The organism is Dietzia lutea, assembly GCF_003096075.1.
Lineage (GTDB): Bacteria > Actinomycetota > Actinomycetes > Mycobacteriales > Mycobacteriaceae > Dietzia > Dietzia lutea.
Genome location: NZ_CP015449.1, coordinates 923,491 through 946,233, shown reverse-complemented (window position 1 = coordinate 946,233; position 22,743 = coordinate 923,491). Strand labels below are relative to the sequence as shown.

General features: G+C 66.3%; 11 protein-coding genes and 3 rRNA genes. 1 reads left to right on the top strand and 13 read right to left on the bottom strand.

Annotated elements, in window-relative coordinates; translation table 11 throughout:
• Position 1: 1 nt before the first annotated feature.
• The 8 genes from A6035_RS04245 to A6035_RS04210 form a co-directional block, all read right to left on the bottom strand.
• The gene (locus A6035_RS04245; protein ID WP_108846750.1) at positions 2-1,465 is read right to left on the bottom strand and encodes an HtaA domain-containing protein; all 1,464 of its coding nucleotides are present in this window, start codon (positions 1,463-1,465) and stop codon (positions 2-4) included.
• The gene (locus A6035_RS19140) at positions 1,462-2,850 is read right to left on the bottom strand and encodes a hypothetical protein (protein ID WP_108846749.1); all 1,389 of its coding nucleotides are present in this window, start codon (positions 2,848-2,850) and stop codon (positions 1,462-1,464) included. Before A6035_RS19140 ends, A6035_RS04245 begins: the two co-directional genes overlap by 4 nt.
• Positions 2,850-3,698, bottom strand: coding sequence for a heme ABC transporter ATP-binding protein (locus A6035_RS04235; protein WP_108846748.1), 849 nt, complete (start codon positions 3,696-3,698; stop codon positions 2,850-2,852). The genes A6035_RS19140 and A6035_RS04235 overlap by 1 nt, the downstream gene beginning before the upstream one ends.
• Positions 3,695-4,726, bottom strand: coding sequence for a FecCD family ABC transporter permease (locus tag A6035_RS04230; protein WP_108846747.1), 1,032 nt, complete (start codon positions 4,724-4,726; stop codon positions 3,695-3,697). Before A6035_RS04230 ends, A6035_RS04235 begins: the two co-directional genes overlap by 4 nt.
• 119 nt (positions 4,727-4,845) lie before the next feature.
• Positions 4,846-5,946, bottom strand: coding sequence for a heme/hemin ABC transporter substrate-binding protein (locus A6035_RS04225; RefSeq protein WP_108846746.1), 1,101 nt, complete (start codon positions 5,944-5,946; stop codon positions 4,846-4,848).
• A gap of 163 nt (positions 5,947-6,109) precedes the next feature.
• Positions 6,110-7,987 carry a calcineurin-like phosphoesterase C-terminal domain-containing protein gene (locus A6035_RS04220; protein WP_108846745.1) on the bottom strand — a complete coding sequence of 626 codons (1,878 nt, stop codon included), beginning with the start codon at positions 7,985-7,987 and terminating at the stop codon, positions 6,110-6,112.
• A gap of 275 nt (positions 7,988-8,262) precedes the next feature.
• Positions 8,263-10,452 (bottom strand): 3-hydroxyacyl-CoA dehydrogenase NAD-binding domain-containing protein, encoded by a 2,190-nt coding sequence (locus A6035_RS04215; protein ID WP_108846744.1) that lies wholly within the window; start codon positions 10,450-10,452, stop codon positions 8,263-8,265.
• Positions 10,453-10,489: 37 nt separating this feature from the next.
• Positions 10,490-11,701 (bottom strand): acetyl-CoA C-acetyltransferase, encoded by a 1,212-nt coding sequence (locus A6035_RS04210; RefSeq protein ID WP_108846743.1) that lies wholly within the window; start codon positions 11,699-11,701, stop codon positions 10,490-10,492.
• 136 nt (positions 11,702-11,837) lie between these two features.
• On the opposite strand from A6035_RS04210, the gene malQ reads away from it, so the two are divergent.
• Entirely contained in the window at positions 11,838-13,988 is a 2,151-nt protein-coding gene (gene malQ / locus A6035_RS04205) for a 4-alpha-glucanotransferase (protein ID WP_235026672.1), read from the top strand.
• A gap of 54 nt (positions 13,989-14,042) precedes the next feature.
• On the opposite strand, the gene rrf is transcribed toward malQ, so the two are convergent.
• From rrf to istA, 5 genes are all read right to left on the bottom strand, one after another.
• Positions 14,043-14,159 (bottom strand): 5S ribosomal RNA (gene rrf, locus A6035_RS04200).
• A 106-nt stretch (positions 14,160-14,265) separates the two neighbouring features.
• Positions 14,266-17,362: ribosomal RNA gene (locus tag A6035_RS04195) — 23S ribosomal RNA — on the bottom strand.
• A 355-nt stretch (positions 17,363-17,717) separates the two neighbouring features.
• Positions 17,718-19,237 (bottom strand): 16S ribosomal RNA (locus A6035_RS04190).
• Together the 16S, 23S and 5S rRNA genes form the textbook arrangement of a ribosomal RNA operon.
• Before the next feature lie 1,010 nt (positions 19,238-20,247).
• Complete coding sequence (gene istB / locus A6035_RS04185; protein WP_162533965.1) at positions 20,248-21,021, bottom strand: IS21-like element helper ATPase IstB; 774 nt, start codon at positions 21,019-21,021, stop codon at positions 20,248-20,250.
• Positions 21,018-22,355, bottom strand: a complete 1,338-nt coding sequence (gene istA, locus A6035_RS04180) for an IS21 family transposase (protein WP_108846178.1) — start codon at positions 22,353-22,355, stop codon at positions 21,018-21,020. Before istA ends, istB begins: the two co-directional genes overlap by 4 nt.
• Positions 22,356-22,743 lie beyond the last annotated feature (388 nt).

Genomic DNA, 22,743 nt, shown 5'->3' with positions numbered 1-22,743 from the left:
TTCAGTCCTTCCGACGAACTGTCTGAGAGAAGAGCACCGCCGCGAGCGCGAGCAGTGCTGCACCAACCCACCACTGCCACTGGGCAAGGGGGTTCCCCGCCTTCAGCGAGGCGGAAGTCTGCGCGTAGACGACGTCGGTGAGCGGGAGATTCGCCGCGACCGGCATCGTCGTCTGCTCCGATAATGGAGAGGCCGCGTCGGAGCCGGAAGCGGGGGCGGCGGCCACACTCCCCGGGGATCCGGCCGGCGTAGAGGCGGGAATCGCTGCGACGGTTCCACCCACGGTTCCGGCGGTCATCGCCGACGTCGAGGTGTAGTACTCCTCGTGGTACTGCCCGAACGTCTCGTCGACAACGACCTCCTCGGCGGCAACAGCCGTCTGCGGGGGAACGTCTGCGCTCGGAGCCGCCTTCACCGCCTCGGGCTGCAGCGGCTTCCACGCCTCGTCCATCCACGCGGCCGCCGTGTCCGCGACATCGGTCCCCGCGGCGCGGAGGATGTCCTCGACGGTGTCGTCGAGGACCCGACCGAGAAGGCCCTTTGAACCGCCCGGTTCCGTGACATCGGCAGGGTCGTCCGAATCCCAACTCACGGTAATCGGAAGAGGCCTCTTCTTGGGATCAGCTACCCCGCCGGTCGAATAGAAGAAAGCGCCGATCCCGACATCGTCAAGGTAATCGACAAATGGTTCCGGGAACGAACCCGGAATATCGGATTTACTATAGGTCACATCGTCGTATTCAGGAGAGATACTGAATCCGGTCTCATCGTCGAGTTCGACAGCTTCTCGATCGATAGTCGCGATCACGACACCGGACCTCGCGTCCGTCTTCTCCCACAGCGATGAGTCGGTCCGTGAGCTCCGATACCCCCCGACCGTCGCGGTGACTTCTGCCGAACTCTCCGTGACCGTCAGCTCGGGATCGCGGAGTGTGAACACCGAGTCGCCCTGGTAGTAGAGCACCGTGACCGACCCCTCCCACGAGATCTCCGCGGTACCGGCAGCCACGTTCACCTCGCCCTCGCCGCCGCGGAACACCATCTCGACACCGTTGTAGGAGTCGACACCACTGCTCAATTCGCCGCCCGAGCGATCACTGCGCAACCCGTCCCAGTCGGCTTCGGTCAGTTCTCCGTCGCTCCACCGCTTCTCGAGGGTGACGTTCCCGTCCCGACCGGACCAATCCGCCTCGGTGATCCGCTTCGGTTCCGACATCGTCAGGAGGCCAGCGGACATCATGTTGAAGGCTGTCGGATCATGTGACCGGCTGCCTGTCTCAGGGTTGACGCCCCACCGGAACTCGGCGTCGTCCAGCGTGCGGGCTCCGTTGCCCGCCGCCTGGTCGGTAGCGCCCTGCGCATGCGCCGCAGGGGCGATGAGGACGCCGCCGCCGCTCAACGCGACGGTGAGCGCCGCGGCTAGCGCCGAGCTCCGGCGGACGGCAGAGAACGAAACCCGGTTCATCGGTGATCCTCTTCTCGGAGAAGCGTCGCGGTCTGTCCGGACGGCTCATGACTGTCGCGGGCCGGATGGGGCTCCTGCGACCCCGCATCGTGGACATCGTGGGTGTCGTCGCCCGGACCGTGGTCCGCGTCAACGCCGGCGCCATCCTGGCGGCGCTTGAGGAACAACGCGCCGGCCGCGAGGAGAACCAGAGCGGTGATCGCCAGGAAGACCCAGCTCAGCGACCCGCTCAGCCCGGCCGAGGACGCGGCGGTCTGGGCGATGTCGACCCGCACGGGGAACCGTTCGACCGCTTCGAGGCCCGAACCGGCCCCCGCGGCGCGGATCTCGTGCGTCCCCGCCTCGATGTCCGCGGGTACGACGATCACGCCGGCGACCTCCCCGTCCACACCCGCGATCACCGGGCCCACGGCCGCGTCACCCTCACCGAGCACCACGTACACCTGCTCGCCGGGCCAGAACCCGGCGGCGGCGAACCCCATCGCTCCACCGGGACGTGCGGACTTGCGGTCGACCTCGATGACCGCGGCCCCGCTCACCGTCGTCCCGCCGGTGGCGCCGACCGGCCCGTCTGCGGTCGGCGCGTCGCCACCGCCCTCGGCCGGTGCCTGGCCGTCCGCCGCCGGCGCGGCGGGATCGACCGCCGAGGCCTGCGCGCCCGGTGCCTGAGCGGGCGCGGCGACGCGAGTGCGGGATGCGGTCCGCCCTGCCTGCGCCGGTCGCCCGCTCGTCGCGCGGCCCGCGGCCGCCGGGACCTCGGACTCCGCGGACGTCTCTGCTGCCTGATCGGCTGCCGGGGCAGCGCCCCCCTGGAACGTCACCGGGGTGAAGGTCTCGTTGGCACCGTTGCGGACGCCGTGCGCGCCCCAGGTGAAGAAGCCGCAGGTCATGGTGAGGCAGTCGATCCGCCTACCGCCGGCCCCCGTGAAGGTGGGCCCGGGAACCGACATCTGGATGCGGAACGATCCGTCCTTGCTCATCGTCCCCTGCGCCTCACCCGCGGTCGACGACCCCGGGAACGCGACGAACGACTGGTACCCCTTGTTGTTCTTGGACTGGTCGTCCGGGACGTAGTCATAGGACCGGCCGGTGACTCCGCCGTTCGACGGCCCCCAGCTGGACCCGCTGACCCAACCGAACCCCACGTACACGCCGCCGAATCCGCCGTCGATCGCCTGGAAACCCGAACCCGAGACGGTGAAGGTCGTCGTGCCGGACGTGGAGGCCACCGCTCCCCCCAGCGAACTGCTGACGCTCAGCCGGGCGGCGGCGTGCGCCGGGGCGGCCGAGGCCACGGTGAGCGTCGCGGCCGCGAGCAGCACCGCGACGAACGCCGCACGCATCCGCCGGGCGGCTCCGGGCGTCGATCGGGATCTGGTGTCCATCACGAGAACTCCTTGACGAGAGGCGGTTCGGGGGCGGACGCGCCGGCGCGTCGCAGGCCCCGCCGATCCGGGGTGACCAACAGGTCCCCCGTGACGGGATGACGGTGGATGAGGACGGGCTGCTGATAGACCTCTTCGACCAGCTCGGGGACGAGCACCTCCGCCGGGGCGCCCTGCGCCCGGATCCGGCCGTCGGAGAGCATCACCATGCGATCGGACCAGGCGGCGGCCAGTTCGAGGTCGTGCAGTACCACCACCACGGCGCCGCCCGCGTCCGCGACGGACCGCGCCAGCTCGAGGACGATCTCCTGGTGCCGCAGGTCCACCGCGGCGGTGGGCTCGTCGAGAAGGAGCACGCCGGCCCGCTGGGCCAGGGCCCTGGAGAGCGACGCGCGCGCCTTCTCGCCACCCGACAGCGTCGGAAAGGTCCGGAGGCGCAGATGCGAGGTGTCGGTGGCGGCAATCGACTCGTCGATGATGACCTCGTCGTCGTCGTCCTCTGGCCGGCCCGCCCACGGCGCGCGCCCCATCGCGACGACCTCACGCACGGTGAAGGGGAAGGCGACGGCGTTGGCCTGGGTCAACAGGGCGCGGCGACGCGCCAGGTCCGTCAGCCGCCAGCGTCGCAGGTCGGTGCCGTCGAGCGTGGTGCGGCCGGAATCGGGCTCGGTGTCTCCCGCGATGACACCGAGCAGCGTGGACTTACCGGCCCCGTTCGGGCCGACCAGCGCCAGCACCTCGCCGGCGTGGACGTCCAGGTCGACGGCGTCGAGCAGCACGCGCCCGCCGATGCGGACGGTGACGGACTCCGCCGACAACACCGGCGTGCGGTCCCCCCGGGCGCTCATCCCCACCCTCCCGCGGTGCGGCGGGTGCGGTGCAGCAGCCAGAAGAAGAACGGCCCGCCGACGGCGGCGGTGACCATCCCGAGCGGCAGTTCCGCGTAGTTCACGGCCGTGCGCGCCAGCAGGTCGGCGGCGAGCAGGCACACCGCCCCGCCGAGCGCGGAGGCCGGCAACAGGAGACGGTGACCGGGCCCGGCGATCATGCGGATGAGATGCGGCACCACGAGCCCCACGAACGAGACGATGCCGCAGAAACTCACCGCGGCGGCTGTGAGCAGGCCCACCAGGAGGATCGACACGATTCGCAGGCGCTCGACATCGACGCCGAGATGGCGGGCAGGCCGCTCCCCCAGTGACAACAGGTCGAGCGGGCGCGCCAACCGGGCGGCCGCCACCACGCCGACCAGTGCGAGCGGCGCCACCACCAGCACGTGCTCCCACCGGCTGCCGTTGAGGCTTCCCAGCTGCCAGAACACGATCTCCTCGCGCGCCTGCGTGTCGCCGAGGAACATCAGCAGCGCCAGCGCGGCGCCCGCGACCGCGTTGACCGCGATCCCCGTGAGGACCAGTGTGACGACCTCGGTGCGGCCGTTACTACGGCTGAAGAGGTAGACCGCCGTGGTGGTGATGATGCCCGCGACGAACGCGCAGACGACGCTCGTCCACGCCCCGAAGGTCGTCAGTCCGAACACGATCGCCGAGGCGGCGCCCACCGCCGCGCCCGCGGACACGCCCACCACGCTGGGCTCGGCGAGCGGGTTACCGAACGCGCCCTGCATGAGCGCACCCGCCACGGACAGGGCCGCCCCCACCACCAGCGCCATGGCCACCCGCGGGAAGCGGACGCTCCACAGCGTCGCGTCGGCGCGGGGATGGCTCGCCGGCGGCCCGGCATCGACACCGAGGCCCCGGAGGAACCCCGACGCCACCTCGGCGGCCGGGATGGACAGCTGACCCGACGCCGCTGCGACCACGGACAACACCACCAGGGAGACGAGCAGCCCGCCCACCAGCAGCCCACCGGCGAGCATCCGGGTGGAGACCCCGCTCTCCCGGGCCGGGGTCCGGTTCGGGCGGACGGCCGGCGCACCCGGCGTACCAGACGCGCTCGCTGCGCCAGGCGCGCTCGGCGCGCCGCGGTCGGTGACGGTCACAGCGCGTCGGGGGCGTAGAGCGCCACGGCGAGCGCGTTGAGGACGGCCGGCGTGCGGGTGCCGAACGACAGGACCAGGTCGTCGTTCATCGCGATCACGCGCCGGTTGGCACCCGCCGGCGTCTGGGCCATGGCGGGGAACTTCTCCAGCAGGCCGTCGACGCCACCGACCGAGTCGAGGCCCTTGTTCATCATGAAGATGACGTCGGGCTGGGCCGCGATGAGCCCTTCGTCGTTGGCGGGCTTGGCGCCCTTCCAGCCGACCTCCGAGGACACGTCGTACCCGCCCGCCGCGGTGATGAGCTCATCGGCACCGCTGTCCTGGCCGAACATGTAGTACACGCCGGCGGATCCACGGGCGTAGAGGAACACGGTGCGCAGCTGCCGGCTCTGCGACTCCGGCGTGATGGTGGCGATCGACTCCTGCGCCTGGTCGATCCGCGCGCGGGTCCGCTCGCCGAGCTCGCGGCCCAGGTCCGGCACGCCCAACGCCGCGCCGACCGCGCCGGTGAGCTCCCCGACGTTGCCCGGGGACCGGTGGGAGTCGACGACGACGACGGGAACGCCTGCATCGCGCAGCTGCAGGATCACGTCCCACGGGCCGAGCGAGGTGTCCGTGAGGATCACGCTGGGGTCCAGCGCGAGGATCGCCTCGGCGCTGAGCTGGTGTCCGTCCTGCGTGACCAGGGGCCGGTCGGCGATCTCGGGGAAGGACGACGAGAGGTCGCGCCCGATGACGTTCTCCCCCAGCCCCAGCTCGTAGACGATGCGGGACAGGGTGCCGTAGATGTCCAGCGGCAGGATGCGGGAGACGTCGGTGACCTCGACGACGGTCCCCTGGTTGTCGGTCACCACCGCCGGCAGCTCCGGGGCGGGGTCCGTGGCGACGGGCTCGACCGGGTCGTCGACGAGCTGCAGCTGGAGCTCGCCCTGGAACGAGCGGGGATCCTCGATCGCCGAGACCTCCGAGGCGAGCGGGATCCCCGAGATCCGTTCGGCGTCCCCGTTCAGCCCGGTGGCGACGCCGCACGCGGTCAGCGAGAAGGCCAGAACGGCGGTCACCGCCACCCGGGCGGAGCCTGTGCGCTTTCTGAACATGCGGTCACAGTAGCACTACATCTGAGGCAAGCCTAACCTCTCTTTGCCTAGCCTTCCCTAAATTAGGCTCGAGCAGGTGAGCGTCCTACCCGACGCGCGACGGTGCCCTCACTGTGATGTGGGACGCCGCCGCGTGCCGGATAAGGGTGACTCCACTGAAGGGCTAGCCCGTCACCGTGAAGGCGAACGACGTCGTGTGCTCACGTCCGTACCGATCCGTCGCCGAGACCTCGGCGGTGTGCTCGCCCGGCTCGAGATCCCCGGGCAGCGCGATCCGCCACAGGTGGGAGCTGGACCGGCCCAGTGCGGCGTCGGTGATGAGGTTGTGGGTCCCCGAGACGGTCTCGGTGTACTCCCAGCCCACGTTGAGGGCCTCGCCGGTCGCCGGCTGGGTGTGCTCGGCGGCGACGGGCTGCCCGCCGTCGATCGACACCCGGACGCTGGCGTCCGTGGATCCGCCGAAGAAGCTGGCCGCCAGCCACGCCTCGCCGGTGCTCACGTCCGCGGTGCTCACGGAGTCGGTCGCCACGGGAGCCGGCGCCTCACCCTGCCCTCCGTCGTCCTTCCACTGCTGGTAGGCCTCGGCCCACTCCCGCCACGCGGGGCTGTTGATCCCCGTCAGGAACTGACGGTCGATCGACTCGTTGCGCACCGTGTAGTACTCGGAGCGCTCGCGTCCGTCGAACTCGATGGTCAGGGCGCCGGGCTCGGCGGCATCGGACGTGTACGAGTAGGGGACGCCGTTGTCGTTGAGCTCGCCGGAGTACCACGAGCCGGAGACCGCGCCGGCCACGAGCTGGTCGTGGGTCAGCTCGGGGATCCCCGCGTCGATCCACTCCTGCCTGGAGTCACCCGCCAGCAGGTGCTCGAGGGTGTGGGTGTGGCCGCCGACGGTCACCGCGTTGGGGTAGTCGGCGAGGATCTCGTACAGCTCGGTGGCGTTGTCCGTCGTGACATCGCGGTAGTCCACGATCGGCGCGTGCGCGGCCACCACGATGTTCTTGTCGCGGTCGACGTGCTCCAGGTCGTTGCGGAGCCACTCGAGCTGCTCCTGGGAGATCGCCTCGGAGTATCCCCCGTTGGAGCCGTCGGCCTTCCGACCGTTGTAGACGATGTTGAACAGGCCCACGAAGTGGGTGTCGCCCACCTCGTACGAGTAGTACGGCGCGCCGAAGTCGCGGCGATAAGTGTCGACGGCGTGGGTGGCGTCGGCCGCGTCGAAGTCCATGTCGTGGTTGCCGGGAATGGCACGCACGGGACCGTTCGAGTCGGCGTAGAGGTCTTTGACGGGCTGGTTCAGGCTCAGGTCGTCGCCGACGTTGTCGCCCAGGAGCAGGATGCCGCAGCCCGCGTAGTCGTCACGGGCCGCGAGATCGGCCGGCACGCCGCGGCTCGCGTACCCGACCTCCTCCATGTCGTACGTCTGGGTGTCGGAGGCGATCGGGCAGGACTGCCTCGGATCGGCGGTCGCGGCCGACTTCGCCAGCGGGAAGTTCACCGCCGCCGGCAGATCGCCGGTCGGCTCCAGACCGCCGAAGCGCAGCTCCGGCGAGCCCTCGGGCAGGTGGTTGTAGCTGAACTGGGCGAACATCTGCTCGTCGACCGGCACCTGCCACCCGGCGGGCTGCGTCACGAACGCGGTGAAGTTGTCGGTGGCCGGCAGCTCGTAGCGTCCCTGCTCGTCGGTGGTCACCACGTCGCGACCGTTGGACACCCGGACATCAGGCACGCCGACTTCCCCATCGTCGTGCACCGAATTGCGGTTGGCGTCGTCGAACACGCGCCCGGTCAGGACGGACGGGTCCGAGGCGGGACCATCCACGACCTCGACCGATCCCGTGTAGAGCCCGTCGTTGGTGCCGGGGGCGGAGCTCCCCGGCGCGGCGCCGAGCGAGCCGCCCGGGTCCGCCGAGCCGGTGCCCAGCGAACCGGTGGGAAGTGCGTGTGCGGGGGCTGCGCCCACGATGATCGTGGCGGCGAGCGCCAGGCCGGTGGCGCGGCGTCGGTGTCGGTGCGGATGCGGTGTCTTCGCTGACGGCATCGTCTCTCCTCGTTCCGGTGGTGTACGACCTGCTCGTACGCTTGGCGAACGCTAGGGTCGCTGGTCGACATCCAGGTGACAGGCCGCGGGCGGGATGCTGAACCCCGCGTCGCCCGCAGGCGACGTCCCGTCCCGTCGCAGGGACTATTCGAAGGAACTTATCGGAGTATTTTCTCTTCACGATCGCGCGCACGAGCCCGGCTGAAACCCCAACGCCCCCACCTGTTGCCCGGGGCGGGACAACAGATGGGGGCGCGAGGTGCCTTCGTTGGGTGTCAGCCCTGCTCGGACGCCAGTGTCCTCAGCGACTCGGTGGGGGCGAAGCGCTCGCCGTACTTCGCGGCCAGTTCCTCGGCGCGGGCGACGAAGCCCTTGTAGCCGGTGGCCACCTTCGCGCCCGGCTCGGAGTAGTTCTTCGCGTACTGGCGGGTGCCGCCGGTCCACGCGGGGAAACCGATACCGATGATCGAGCCGATGTTGGCGTCGGCGTCGTCGACGATCAAACCCTCGTCCACGCACTTCTGCGTCTCGAGGACCTCGGCGAAGATCATGCGGTCGACCAGATCCTGTAGCGGCGGGGAATTGTCGGGAGAGGTGTTGAACGCCCCCCGCAGGCCCGGCCAGAGTCCGCCGCGCTTGCCGTCGGTGTACTCGTAGAACCCGGCACCGGACAGGCGGCTGCTGCGGCCCAGCTCGTTGACCATCTTGGCGGTGACGCGGTCGGAGGCCACCTCGACGAACTCCTCGCCCGCGGCCGCGGCGGCCTCGCGCGCGGTCTCCCGGATCTTGAGCATGAGGTTGAGGTTCAGCTCGTCCGAGAGCTGCAGGGGCGCCGCCGGGTAGCCGGCGATACGGCCGGCCTGCTCGATGGTGGACGGTTCGATGCCCTCGTCGAGCATGCCGATCGCCTCGTTGACGAAGGTGCCGATGACCCGGGAGGTGTAGAAGCCGCGCGAATCGTTGACGACGATCGGGATCTTGCGGATCTGCAACGTCAGGTCGATGGCCTTGGCCAGCGTCTCCGGCGTGGTTTTCTCGCCTCGGATGATCTCGACGAGCTGCATCTTGTCGACGGGCGAGAAGAAGTGCAGGCCGATGAAGTCCTCCGGCCGCTTGACGCCGGTGGCGAGGTCGGAGATCGGCAGCGTCGAGGTGTTGGAGCCGAGCAGCGCCTCAGGCGCGACGATGTCCTCGATCTCCTGGAAGACCTTCTTCTTGAGATCGGGCGACTCGAACACCGCCTCGATCACCAGGTCGCAGCCGGCGAGCGCCTGCGGGTCTGTGGTCGGAGTGATGCGGGCCAGCAGCGCGTCGGACTTCTCCTGCGTGGTGCGGCCCCGCTCGAGGGCCTTGGCCTCGAGCTTCTCGGAGTACGCCTTCCCCTTGTCGGCGGAGGCCTGCTCGACGTCCTTGAGGACGACCTCGATGCCGGCCTTGGCGCAGACGTAGGCGATGCCGGCGCCCATCATGCCCGCGCCGAGGACGCCGACCTTGGTGAACTCGGTGCGCGGGATCTCCGAGCCGTCGGCCGCCTTCGGGCGGGCGCCGCCGGAGGAGCAGTGCTGCATGTCGAAGAAGAACGCCTGGATCATGTTCTTCGCGATGGGGCCGGTGACGAGGGAGACGAAGTAGCGCGCCTCGATCTTCTCGGCGGTGGCGAAGTCGACCTGGGAGCCCTCGACGGCGGCAGCCATGATGGCGCGCGGGGCCGGGGCGGGCGCGCCCTTGGTCTGCTTGCGCATGTTGGCGGGGAAGGACGGCAGGACGCCCGCCAGCGCGGGGTCGTCGATCGTGCCGCCGGGCAGCGTCCAGCCCGTGCGGTCCCACGGCTGGGTGGGCTCGGGTTCGGTGGCGAGCCAGGCCTTGGCGGCGTCGATGAGCTTCTCGGGCTCGACGACCTCGTCGACCAGGCCGGCCTTGAGGGCCTTGTCGGGCGCGAAGGAACGGCCGGACATGAGGATGTTGGGCACGGCCTGGGCGAGGCCGAACATCCGGACGGTGCGGACGATGCCGCCGCCGCCGGGCAGCAGGCCGAGGGTGACCTCGGGCAGTCCGACCTTGGCGCCGCGGGCGTCGGCCATGACGCGATGGTGGCACGCGAGCGCGAGTTCGAGGCCGCCGCCGAGGGCGGCGCCGTTGATCGCGGCCACGACGGGCACGCCGCAGGTCTCGAGGGCACGCATGCGGCCCTTGATGCCCATCGACCGCTCGTACAGTTCGTCGGCCTGCTCGGGGCCGGCCTTGATCATGGACTTGAGGTCACCGCCGCCGAAGAAGCTCTTCTTGGCGGAGGTGAGGACGACTCCCTTGATGGAGTCCTTCTCGGCCACGATGCGGTCGACCGTGGCGGAGAAGTCGTTGATGAAGCGGGAGTTCATCGTGTTGGCGCCGTGGTCGGGGTCGTCCATGGTGAGGGTGACGATGCCGTCGCCGTCCTGATCCCACCGGAACATGTTGTCGCTCACTGGTCTTGTACTCCTGTATCGCTGTGGTGTCGGTGGGTCAGACGCGTTCGATGATGGTGGCCACGCCCATGCCGCCCCCCACGCAGAGGGTAATGAGGGCGCGCTTGCCGCCGGTGCGCTCGAGTTCGTCGAGGACGGTGCCGGTGATCATGGCGCCGGTCGCACCGAGGGGGTGGCCCATGGCGATGGCCCCGCCGTTGACGTTGAGCTTCTCGTCGGGGATGTCCATGTCCTTCTGGAAGCGCAGGACGACGGAGGCGAAGGCCTCGTTGAGCTCCCAGAGGTCGATGTCGTCGGCGGTCAGGCCGGCGGTGGCGAGGGCCTTCTTGGCGGCCGGGGTCGGGCCGGTGAGCATGATGGTGGTGTCGGCCCCGGAGGTCGCGGCGGCGACGACCCGGGCGCGCGGGGTCATCCCCATCTCCCGCCCGGCCTTCTCCGAGCCCACCACGACCAGCGCGGCGCCGTCGACGATGCCGGACGAGTTGCCGCCGTGGTGGACGTGGTTGATCTCCTCGACCCAGTGGTACTTCTGCAACGCGACGGCGTCGAAGCCACCCATGTCGCCGACCATGGCGAAGGAGGGCTTGAGTCCGGCGAGCGCCTCGACGGTGGTGCCGGGGCGCATGTGCTCGTCGTGGTCGAGGATGGTGATGCCGTTGATGTCCTTGACGGGCACGACCGACTTGGCGAACCGGCCCTCCTCCCAGGCGCGGGCGGCGAGTCGCTGTGAGCGCTCGGCGTAGCGGTCCACGTCCTCGCGGGTGAAGCCCTCGAGGGTGGCGATGAGGTCGGCGCCGATGCCCTGGGGGGAGAAGTAGGTGTCGTAGTTGGTGGCGGGGTCCATCGCCCAGGCGCCACCGTCGGTGCCCATGGGGACACGGGACATGGACTCGACCCCGCCGGCGAAGACGACCTCGTCCCATCCGGAGCGGATCTTCTGGGCGGCCATATTGATGGAGGTCAGCCCGGAGGCACAGAAGCGGTTGATCTGCACGCCGGCGACCGTGTCGGGCATGCCGGCGGCCAGGGCCGCGATGCGGGGCAGATCCATCCCCTGGTCCCCGAGGGGGGTGACGATGCCGAGGATGATGTCCGAGATGCGGTTCTCGTCGAGATCGGGGAACCGACGACGCGTCTCCTCGATGAGGCCGACCACCAGGTCGATCGGCTTGACCCCGTGTAGGGCACCGCCGGGCTTGCCCTTACCTCGCGGTGTCCGGATGGCGTCGTAGATGAATGCCTCGGTCATGGGTGGGCCACGCTCTTTCTCTGGGCGAACAGGTTCGTGTCCCGTCAGGCTACGTGGTGCGGCCCGGTTTCGCGGAGTGTGGTCCGTTTCCGTCGACCGGCGCGTCGACGACGCGGCCGATGGCACAGTGGAGCGCGTGACTGCGAATGACATCGTCTCCCCTGTCCTGGCCGAACTCGCCGAGGTGTGCGGGGTCGCCACGAGTTACGACGACGCGCAGGGCGTGCGCCGGGAGATCTCCGCCCGGACGGTGCGTGCGGTGCTCGCCGCGATGGGCGTACCGGTCGCTGTCGACGACGACGACGAGCTCGGCGTCTCGGAGCACGAGGCCCTGGAGGCCGTTCGCGTGCGCCCCTGGCGGCGTGTGCTGCCGCCGTCCCTGGTGGCACGTCAGGGCACCGCCATAGGGTGCCCGGTCCATGTCCCGCACGGCGCGAAGGTGACCGTCTCGGTCCTGCTCGAGGACACCGATGTCCCGGTGACCCTGCTCCCCCTCGATGAGCCGCGGGCGGCCCGTGAGGTCGACGGCGTCACAGTCGAACGGGTGACGCTCCAGGTGCCGGCCGCGCTGCCCGCCGGGTGGCATCGCGTCTCGGCCGTGGTGGAGGTACCGGACCGCGAGCCGGAGTCGTGTGAGTGCACACTGCTGGTCTATCCGCCGACGATCCCGGTCCCCCGCGGTCTGGGAGAACGCAGGGCAGTCGGCCTGGCCGCGCAGATCTATCAGGTGCGTTCGGAGAAGTCGTGGGGCGTGGGGGATCTCGCCGACCTCGGCGTCCTCTGCGGCTGGGCCGGCCGGGAGACGGGCGCGGATTTCGTCTTGGTCAATCCGATGCACGCCGGCGAGCCGTTCCCGCCGGTCGGGCCGTCGCCGTACCTGCCGACGACCCGCCGCTTCGCCTCTCCCCTGTACCTGCGCCCGGAGCTGGTACCGGAGTATGCGGAGCTACCCGCCGCCGCTCGCGCGCGGGTCGATGCGCTGGCGCGGGAGGCAGCGGAATCCAACGAGAAGGACACCATCGACCGGGACGCGTCGTGGTCCGCGAAGCTCGAGGCGTTGCGCCTCCTTTTCGCCGTTCCGCTCTCGCCGAGACGTTCTGAGTCGTTCGACCGGTTCGTGGGCGGACAGCCGGGGCTGAGGGGGTTCGCCACATGGAGCGCATTGGCCGGTGAGCACGGGCCGGACTGGTCCGGATGGCCGGAGGAGCTGAGGGATCCGGACTCGGAGTCCGTCGAGCGCTACGCCACCGAGCACGCGGATGAGGTGCGTTTCCATGAGTGGTTGCAGTGGCAGGTCTCGCAGCAACGGGGGCATGCGCAGAAGGAGGCGGTCGGAGCCGGTATGCGGCTGGGCGTCCTTCATGATCTGGCGGTCGGTGTGCATCCGACCGGGGCGGATGCGTGGTCCTTGAACCGGTCGCTCGCCCGCGGGGTCTCGGTGGGCGCGCCGCCGGATGCATACAACCAGCTGGGGCAGGACTGGTCGCAGCCGCCGTTGCGACCGGATGCTCTCGCGGAGGAGGGTTACGCGCCGTTCCGCGACATCGTTCGCGCCGCGCTCCGCGATTCCGGCGGGGTGCGTATCGACCACATTCTCGGGCTCTTCCGGCTGTGGTGGATTCCCGAGGGCGCATCGCCCACCGAGGGGACGTACGTCCGGTACGACCATGAGGCCATGCTCGGTGTGCTCGCGTTGGAGGCCACCCGTGCCGGCGCCGTGGTGGTCGGTGAGGACCTGGGCACGGTGGCCCCGGGGGTCCGGGAGACCTTGTCCGAGCTCGGGGTGCTGGGTACCTCGGTGATGTGGTTCGAGAAGCGTGACGACGAGCCCGTTCCGCCCGAGCAGTACCGCCGCCTGTGTATGGCGTCGGTGACGACGCATGACCTCCCCCCGACGGCCGGCTACGTCGATCTCGTCCACGTGGATGTTCGCGAGGAGCTCGGGCAGCTCACCGGTGACGTCGAGGAGGAGCGTCGGTCCGCGGCGGCCGAGATCGAGGCGTTCCGGAAGGAGGTCCGCGACCGGGGTCTCCTCGAGGGCAATTCCCCTGAGGATCTAGTGGTGGCGTTGCACCGATTCGTGGCGCCTGCGCCGTCGTTGCTCGTGGCGGTGTCGGTGTCGGATCTGGTGGGTGATCGCCGCCCGGTGAACATGCCGGGTACGTCGGACGAGTATCCGAATTGGCGTGTGCCTCTGACGGACGCCGATGGCGGCTTGGTGAGCCTCGAGCAGCTCGTGGATTCGGCGTTGGCGCGTCGCGTGATGTCTGTGGTGGTGGGTGGGTGAAATGGCGGGAACCCCCGGCCTGTGGGGGTCGGGGGTTCCGGCTTGTGAAGTTGTGTTCGGCGGTGTCCTACTCTCCCACACCCTCGCGAGTGCAGTACCATCGGCGCTGGCAGGCTTAGCTTCCGGGTTCGGAATGGGACCGGGCGTTTCCCTGCCGCTATGGCCGCCGTAACTCTGCGAAACAAGGCCCACATCGTTTCCGACTGTTGTCGGTGTGATGCGGGTGTGTTGTTTCAGATACTGCACAGTGGACGCGTTCATTCTTGAAAAGCTGTTTGTGTGTAAGTCCTCGGCCGATTAGTACCGGTCACCTGCACGCATTGCTGCGCTTCCAGTTCCGGCCTATCAACCCCATGGTCTGTGGGGGGCCTTAACCACGCGAAGGTGGTGAGAAACCTCATCTTGGAACAGGCTTCCCGCTTAGATGCTTTCAGCGGTTATCCCTTCCGAACGTAGCTAACCAGCGATGCTCCTGGTGGAACAACTGGCACACCAGAGGTTCGTCCGTCCCGGTCCTCTCGTACTAGGGACAGCCTTCCGCAAGTTTCTTACGCGCGCGGCGGATAGAGACCGAACTGTCTCACGACGTTCTAAACCCAGCTCGCGTGCCGCTTTAATGGGCGAACAGCCCAACCCTTGGGACCTACTCCAGCCCCAGGATGCGACGAGCCGACATCGAGGTGCCAAACCATCCCGTCGATATGGACTCTTGGGGAAGATCAGCCTGTTATCCCCGGGGTACCTTTTATCCGTTGAGCGACACCGCTTCCACATGCCGGTGCCGGATCACTAGTCCCGACTTTCGTCCCTGCTCGACGTGTCAGTCTCACAGTCAAGCTCCCTTGTGCACTTGCACTCAACACCTGATTGCCATCCAGGCTGAGGGAACCTTTGGGCGCCTCCGTTACTCTTTGGGAGGCAACCGCCCCAGTTAAACTACCCACCAGGCACTGTCCCTAACCCAGATCATGGGCCGAGGTTAGACGTCCAATACGATCAGAGTGGTATTTCAACAACGACTCCACACACACTGGCGTGCATGCTTCACAGTCTCCCACCTATCCTACACAAACCGAATCGAACGCCAATACCAAGCTATAGTAAAGGTCCCGGGGTCTTTTCGTCCTGCCGCGCGTAACGAGCATCTTTACTCGTAATGCAATTTCGCCGAGTCTGTGGTCGAGACAGCAGAGAAGTCGTTACGCCATTCGTGCAGGTCGGAACTTACCCGACAAGGAATTTCGCTACCTTAGGATGGTTATAGTTACCACCGCCGTTTACTGGGGCTTAAATTCTCAGCTTCGCCTTGCGGCTAACCGGTCCTCTTAACCTTCCAGCACCGGGCAGGCGTCAGTCCGTATACATCGACTTACGTCTTCGCACGGACCTGTGTTTTTAGTAAACAGTCGCTTCTCTCTGGTCTCTGCGACCACCCCCAGCTCCCACCGCGAAGGTGTTCACCGAGCGTGGTCCCCCTTCTCCCGAAGTTACGGGGGCATTTTGCCGAGTTCCTTAACCACAGTTCTCTCGATCGCCTTGGTATTCTCTACCTGACCACCTGTGTTGGTTTGGGGTACGGGCCGTGTATGAACTCACTAGAGGCTTTTCTCGGCAGCATAGGATCACTGAATTCCCCACAACGGGTACGCATCAAGTCTCAGCCTTGTATGTGACACGGATTTGCCTATGTCACGGCCTACACTCTTACACCAGTACAACCACTGACTGGCCCAGCTACCTTCCTGCGTCACCCCATCGCTTGGCTACTACCAGATCAGGTCCCGCGCATCCCCACCACGCGGTCCGAAGACCGTCTAGGTGGCTTTGGGCGGTTAGTCTCACTGATTCACCATGGGCGCGCATACACGGGTACGGGAATATCAACCCGTTGTCCATCGACTACGCCTGTCGGCCTCGCCTTAGGTCCCGACTCACCCTGGGCAGATTAGCTTGACCCAGGAACCCTTGGTCATCCGGCGGACGAGTTTCTCACTCGTCATTCGCTACTCATGCCTGCATTCTCACTCGTGTGGCCTCCACACCTGGATCACTCCGGCGCTTCTATGGCCACACGACGCTCCCCTACCCACCCACACACCTGCCCGGAGGAGGTTCAACGTGTGAGTGCCGCGGCTTCGGCGGTGTACTTGAGCCCCGCTACATTGTCGGCGCAGGACCACTTGACCAGTGAGCTATTACGCACTCTTTCAAGGGTGGCTGCTTCTAAGCCAACCTCCTGGCTGTCTCAGCGATCCCACATCCTTTTCCACTTAGTACACGCTTAGGGGCCTTAGCCGGCGATCTGGGCTGTTTCCCTCTCGACTATGAAGCTTATCCCCCACAGTCTCACTGCCGCACTCTCACACCTCGGCATTCGGAGTTTGGCTGACGTCAGTAACCTTGTAGGGCCCATCGGCCATCCAGTAGCTCTACCTCCGAGGTGAAACATGCGACGCTGCACCTAAATGCATTTCGGGGAGAACCAGCTATCACGGAGTTTGATTGGCCTTTCACCCCTACCCACAACTCATCCCCTCAGTTTTCAACCTAAGTGGGTTCGCGCCTCCACGACGTCTTACCGTCGCTTCACACTGGCCATGGGTAGATCACTCCGCTTCGGGTCTAGAGCATGCCACTCAAGCGCCCTATTCGGACTCGCTTTCGCTACGGCTTCCCCTCGACGGGTTAACCTCGCGACATACCACTAACTCGCAGGCTCATTCTTCAAAAGGCACGCCATCAGCCCGAAAGCCTCTGACGGATTGTAAGCACACGGTTTCAGGTACTATTTCACTCCCCTCCCGGGGTACTTTTCACCATTCCCTCACGGTACTAATCCGCTATCGGTCACCAAGGAGTATTCAGGCTTACCGGGTGGTCCCGGCAGATTCACAGCAGATTTCACGGGCCCGCTGCTACTTGGGTACACAAATCGCCCCGCCGCAAGGTTTTCAGGTACGGGACTCTCACCCTCTCCGGCCGACCCTTCCAAGTCGTTCCCCTAACCCACGGTCATCGGCGCCCGGTCCGGCAGAGCCAAGGACATCGCGCCCCACAACACCACACACGCAACCCCTGCCGGGTATCACACGCATGCGGTTTAGCCTCCTCCGCGTTCGCTCGCCGCTACTGACGGAATCACTGTTGTTTTCTCTTCCTGCGGGTACTGAGATGTTTCACTTCCCCGCGTTCCCTCCACACACCCTATGTATTCAGATGCGGGTAACACGCCATCACGCGTGCTGGGTTCCCCCATTCGGACACCCTCGGATCACAGCTCGTTTGGCAGCTCCCCGAGGCTTATCGCAGCCTACTACGTCCTTCATCGGCTCTTGGTGCCAAGGCATCCACCGTGTGCTCTTACACACTTACATTCACAAACAATTAAAGATGCTCGCGTCCACTGTGCAGTTCTCAAACAACACACACCAACCCCACCCACACCCACGGTCCATAGACCACATCAGGTGCATCGGGAATCAGTGCCACCAGAAACAACCACACCCCTCTCAGGGCATGACGGTGTTGTTTCAGACACCCAACAGTGTGTTTCGTCCCGGACACCCACTCCCCGACACCGAGTGAGCCCTGAGCTCACCGGATCGGATCCAGGCGGGTCCTTAAGCGATAGTGTTCCACCCAATTGAGCGGCCGACCCGATCCACATTCGGGACCGCAGGCCGGCACCAGACTCTGACCACCACAACCGTGGTGGTGAGTGCTCCTTAGAAAGGAGGTGATCCAGCCGCACCTTCCGGTACGGCTACCTTGTTACGACTTCGTCCCAATCGCCGATCCCACCTTCGACGGCTCCCTCCCCACAAGGGGGTTAGGCCACCGGCTTCGGGTGTTACCGACTTTCATGACGTGACGGGCGGTGTGTACAAGGCCCGGGAACGTATTCACCGCAGCGTTGCTGATCTGCGATTACTAGCGACTCCGACTTCATGGGGTCGAGTTGCAGACCCCAATCCGAACTGAGACCAGCTTTAAGGGATTCGCTCCACCTCACGGTATCGCAGCCCTCTGTACTAGCCATTGTAGCATGTGTGAAGCCCTAGACATAAGGGGCATGATGATTTGACGTCATCCCCACCTTCCTCCGAGTTGACCCCGGCAGTCTCTCACGAGTCCCCACCATAACGTGCTGGCAACATGAGACAGGGGTTGCGCTCGTTGCGGGACTTAACCCAACATCTCACGACACGAGCTGACGACAACCATGCACCACCTGTATACAAGCCACAAGGGAAACGACATCTCTGCCGTCGTCCTGTATATGTCAAGCCTAGGTAAGGTTCTTCGCGTTGCATCGAATTAATCCACATGCTCCGCCGCTTGTGCGGGCCCCCGTCAATTCCTTTGAGTTTTAGCCTTGCGGCCGTACTCCCCAGGCGGGGCGCTTAATGCGTTAGCTACGGCACGGAATCCGTGGAAGGACCCCACACCTAGCGCCCACCGTTTACGGCATGGACTACCAGGGTATCTAATCCTGTTCGCTACCCATGCTTTCGCTCCTCAGCGTCAGTTACTACCCAGAGACCCGCCTTCGCCACCGGTGTTCCTCCTGATATCTGCGCATTTCACCGCTACACCAGGAATTCCAGTCTCCCCTGTAGTACTCAAGTCTGCCCGTATCGCCTGCACGCCCCCAGTTAAGCTGGAGGATTTCACAGACGACGTGACAAACCGCCTACGAGCTCTTTACGCCCAGTAATTCCGGACAACGCTCGCACCCTACGTATTACCGCGGCTGCTGGCACGTAGTTGGCCGGTGCTTCTTCTGCAGGTACCGTCACTTGCGCTTCGTCCCTACTGAAAGGGGTTTACAATCCGAAGACCGTCATCCCCCACGCGGCGTCGCTGCATCAGGCTTTCGCCCATTGTGCAATATTCCCCACTGCTGCCTCCCGTAGGAGTCTGGGCCGTGTCTCAGTCCCAGTGTGGCCGATCACCCTCTCAGGCCGGCTACCCGTCGTCGCCTTGGTAGGCCATTACCCCACCAACAAGCTGATAGGCCGCGGGCTCATCCTGCACCGAAAAACTTTCCAACACCCACCATGCGGCAAGAGTTGAATATCCGGTATTAGACCCGGTTTCCCAGGCTTATCCCGAAGTGCAGGGCAGATTACCCACGTGTTACTCACCCGTTCGCCACTCGTGTACCCCGAAGGGCCTTACCGTTCGACTTGCATGTGTTAAGCACGCCGCCAGCGTTCGTCCTGAGCCAGGATCAAACTCTCCATAAAAGCTTCTCAGCACTACGAAAAGCACAATCCAAGCAACAAAACAACCCAAAACTGGCTGTTTCAAAAAAACGCGACCCCCACGACAGGGATGTGAAAGGGTCGCAACCAAACAAAAAATTTGGCACTATCACAAACAAAACACACTGTTGAGTTCTCAAACAACACCCACACACCGCTCCCCAGCAGCCTCAGCCACCATCTCGCGGGGTAGTCTCGCCCTTTCGGGGCAACTCCTCCAGAGTAAGTCACCAACCCACCCCAGTCAAACCGGGTGGACCACTTCCCACTCTGGCCCGCCACCTGCTCGCCGGGCCGGTTCTTGTCGTTCCGGCCCCGCTCCCTGGCGGCTCCGATAAAGTTACACGGGCCTGTCCCTAAAACCAAATCCCGCGTCTTTTGCCTGGTCAGGCGCTGATCGCTGTCAACCGGTACGCGGCTAATTTTATCGAGTCGACGTAGAGGTGTCGGCGGGGACTTTCGGCGGAGCTACTCTTTCCACCCTTCCTCCCGGTGGCGACTCCACCTCGAGCCTTCTCAACGGCCCTCATTCGTTCGGCCTCGTGACTCACCAGGTCGGCTCGGCATGGGAAACGCACCGGTGAGTCCACGGTGAGCTCCTCTCGTGGCGTCGCGCCTCCGTCGTACGTCGGGCTGCGCGCGAATGCCAGCGTCTCCCGCCCACTTGCGTCTTCGCCCTCGCGTCGACCGGGACTTTCCGACGTAGGGTCACCAGTTGGCGATGGAGCGAAGTACTGGCCGCGCTCGGAAGCTCGATGGCTCCCGCCATCCCAGATCCGTTGGTCGGCTGCTGGGCTGGAGAACCGCGACAAGTCCGCGAGGAGGGCCCTGTCACGGACGGAGGTGCCGTGACGTCTTCCACGTGCGGTCCGATCACGAGGTCCACGACTGGGCCGGGACGTCCACAACTCGGCCGATACAAGGTCGTTGTCCGCGTACAGGGTGACGTGTCGTGCGGCGTACAAGCTCACGTGTCGGTGTCCGGCTGGGGTTTATGGTGCCGGTTCTTCGGCGGTGCTGACAAGGTCTGCCCGGTCTTTGAGCCGGTAGGACGGACCGTTGATGGCGATGACCTCGCAGTGGTGCAGGAACCGGTCCAGGATGGCGGTGGCCAGGACCTCGTCTCCCAGGACAGTGCCCCATTCGGCGAAGGTTTTGTTGCTGGTGATGATCGTCGAGCCCTTCTCGTAGCGGCGTGAGACCAGCTGGAAGAACATGTTGGCCTCTGCGCGGTTGAGTGGGAGATAGCCGACTTCGTCAATGACCAGCAGTGACGGTCGGGCCAGGCTGGAGAGTTGCTTGGGCAGGGTGCCGAGGCTGTCGGCCTTGCGCAGCTTGCGGACCAGGTCGTCGAGGGTGGTGTAGTAGATCGAGTGACCGGCCCGGCATGCAGTCACTGCCAGTGCCACGGCGATGTGGGTCTTGCCCACGCCGGGCGGGCCGAGCAGAGCGATGTTGGCTTTGCGTTCGACGAACTCCATCGCCGCGAGATCCTTCAAGCGCCTGGCATCGACGCCAGGTTGGAACGCGAAGTCGAAGTCTTCCAAGGTCTTGTGGTGAGGCAGCCCGGAGAGCTTGAGCGCGTTGCGGAACCGGCCCGACTCCCGGTGGGTGACCTCCTCCTCGAGCAGCTGGTCGAGAAAGTCCAGGTAGCCCAGTTGCGACTGCTCGGCTCGGGTCGCGGCGTCAGCGGCGCTGGCGGCCATGTGCGGCAGCTTGAGCCGCTGCGCGGCGGCAGTGATCCGACTGATGACGAACTCGCTCACGACGCCTCACTCGCCATCAGCTCGTAGGACGCCAACGGCCGCCGGATATCGGGAACCGGGTCCATCGAGGCCAGATAGTGCGCCAGCACCGAGGACGATTCCTCCGGCCTGGCAGATGCCCCGGCCCGGTCGGGCTCGGTGTGACAGACGGCGCGGCCGGCCCCGTCGGGCAGGCCGTCCCAGTGGGTGGGGTCGATGATCCACTCGTGGGACCGGCCGCCACGCCGATGGACCGCCAGCTCCTGGGCGGGGTCCTCCAGGCGGCAGACTGTGATGCGGTTGGCTGTGGCGCGGACCAGGACCTTCTGCCTCGCCGTCACCTGGGAGGCAGGAACCGAGTAGTGGTCGGACTCGAACGAGATCAGACAGTCCTTGCCCACCGTGCGCACGTGCTCATCGAAGATCTCGTACTCCGTAGCCGGAAGCGGGCCCAGTGCGGCGTGATCGGTTGCGGCGGCCTCGGCGATGACTTGCCCGTGCGTGCGATGGACTTGGCCGCGGCGGATCTTCACCCACCGGGCGAACGCGGCATCGGCATCGCCGACCGAGCGGAACCGGCGACCGGCCACGACGTGGTCACGCACGATATCGACCTGCCGCTCCACCCGGCCCTTGCCGGTGGGCCGGTAGGCGGCCAACACATCGATGTCGTACCCGTAGTGGCCGGCGAACGCGGTGGCTGCGGCGGTGACCGGGACTGCCTTGCCCGGGGCCACGTGGCGGCGCACCACGGTCTTGAGGCGGTCGTAGACGATCGCTGCCGGGACTCCGCTGAAGTGGTCGAAGGCCCGCCGGTGGCAGTCGAAGAACGTCGCGGCATCCATCGAGGTCACGAAGCAGCAGAACGGATCTCGCGAGTACGACAGCGTCATGTGGAACGAGTAGACGCGCACGCCGGTGCCCAGCAGGTCCCCCTCATCGCCCCAGTCGACCTGGGCCTGAGCCCCGGGCAGGGTGGCAATGCGCCGGTGCAGACTCCCCGCTCCGGGTTCGTCGAGGCCGAGCTCGGCGCGGATCTGAGGGCGGCGGGAGCGGCAGTAGGTTTTGACCCGCTGATAGTGCACATGCACGTCGTGCTCGTCGGCGAGACGCTCGCAGATCACGGTGGCCTTGAGGTCGATGCAGGCTCGCAGCATCGCATCGATCAGCGCTGCGATTACCTCGGTGATGGCCACCTTCTGCGTGCCCTTGCGCGAGGGCGCCGACGGGGGCGCCGTCGGGGAATCCTCGGCCAGGTACTTGCGTACCGTGCGCCAGTCACAGCCGCACTCGCGACCGATCTCGGCGTACGTCATGCCGGTGGCATGCAGCTGTTTGAAACGTCGGATATTCATCCAGGACTCCTGATCCAGGATCATGGGGGTGGGCCACCCTTCGGAAATCGTCAACTTGCCGGAAGACGACTCCAAGGGTGGCCCACCCACCTCGGCGAACAACTACGGAACACCGAACATCGACCTACATATGAACCTGTCCCCAAACCGACGTATCAAGGTGTACGCGGACAGTCGTATCAATCTCGACGGTTCGGCTTCTCGGGAAGTGACGCCCAGTCGGCGGATATCTGGCCAGCTGCGCCTGCGGCCCACTTCGCTGAGGCCGGTTGCTCAACGAGCCGAGCGCGTCTTGTCCGGGACCTCGGGCAAGCTTTACGCGTGGCCCTCTGATCGCTTCGGAATCCAGGTAGCCGCAACGCAGCAGCCCGGCGGGGCTGAGGGCTCG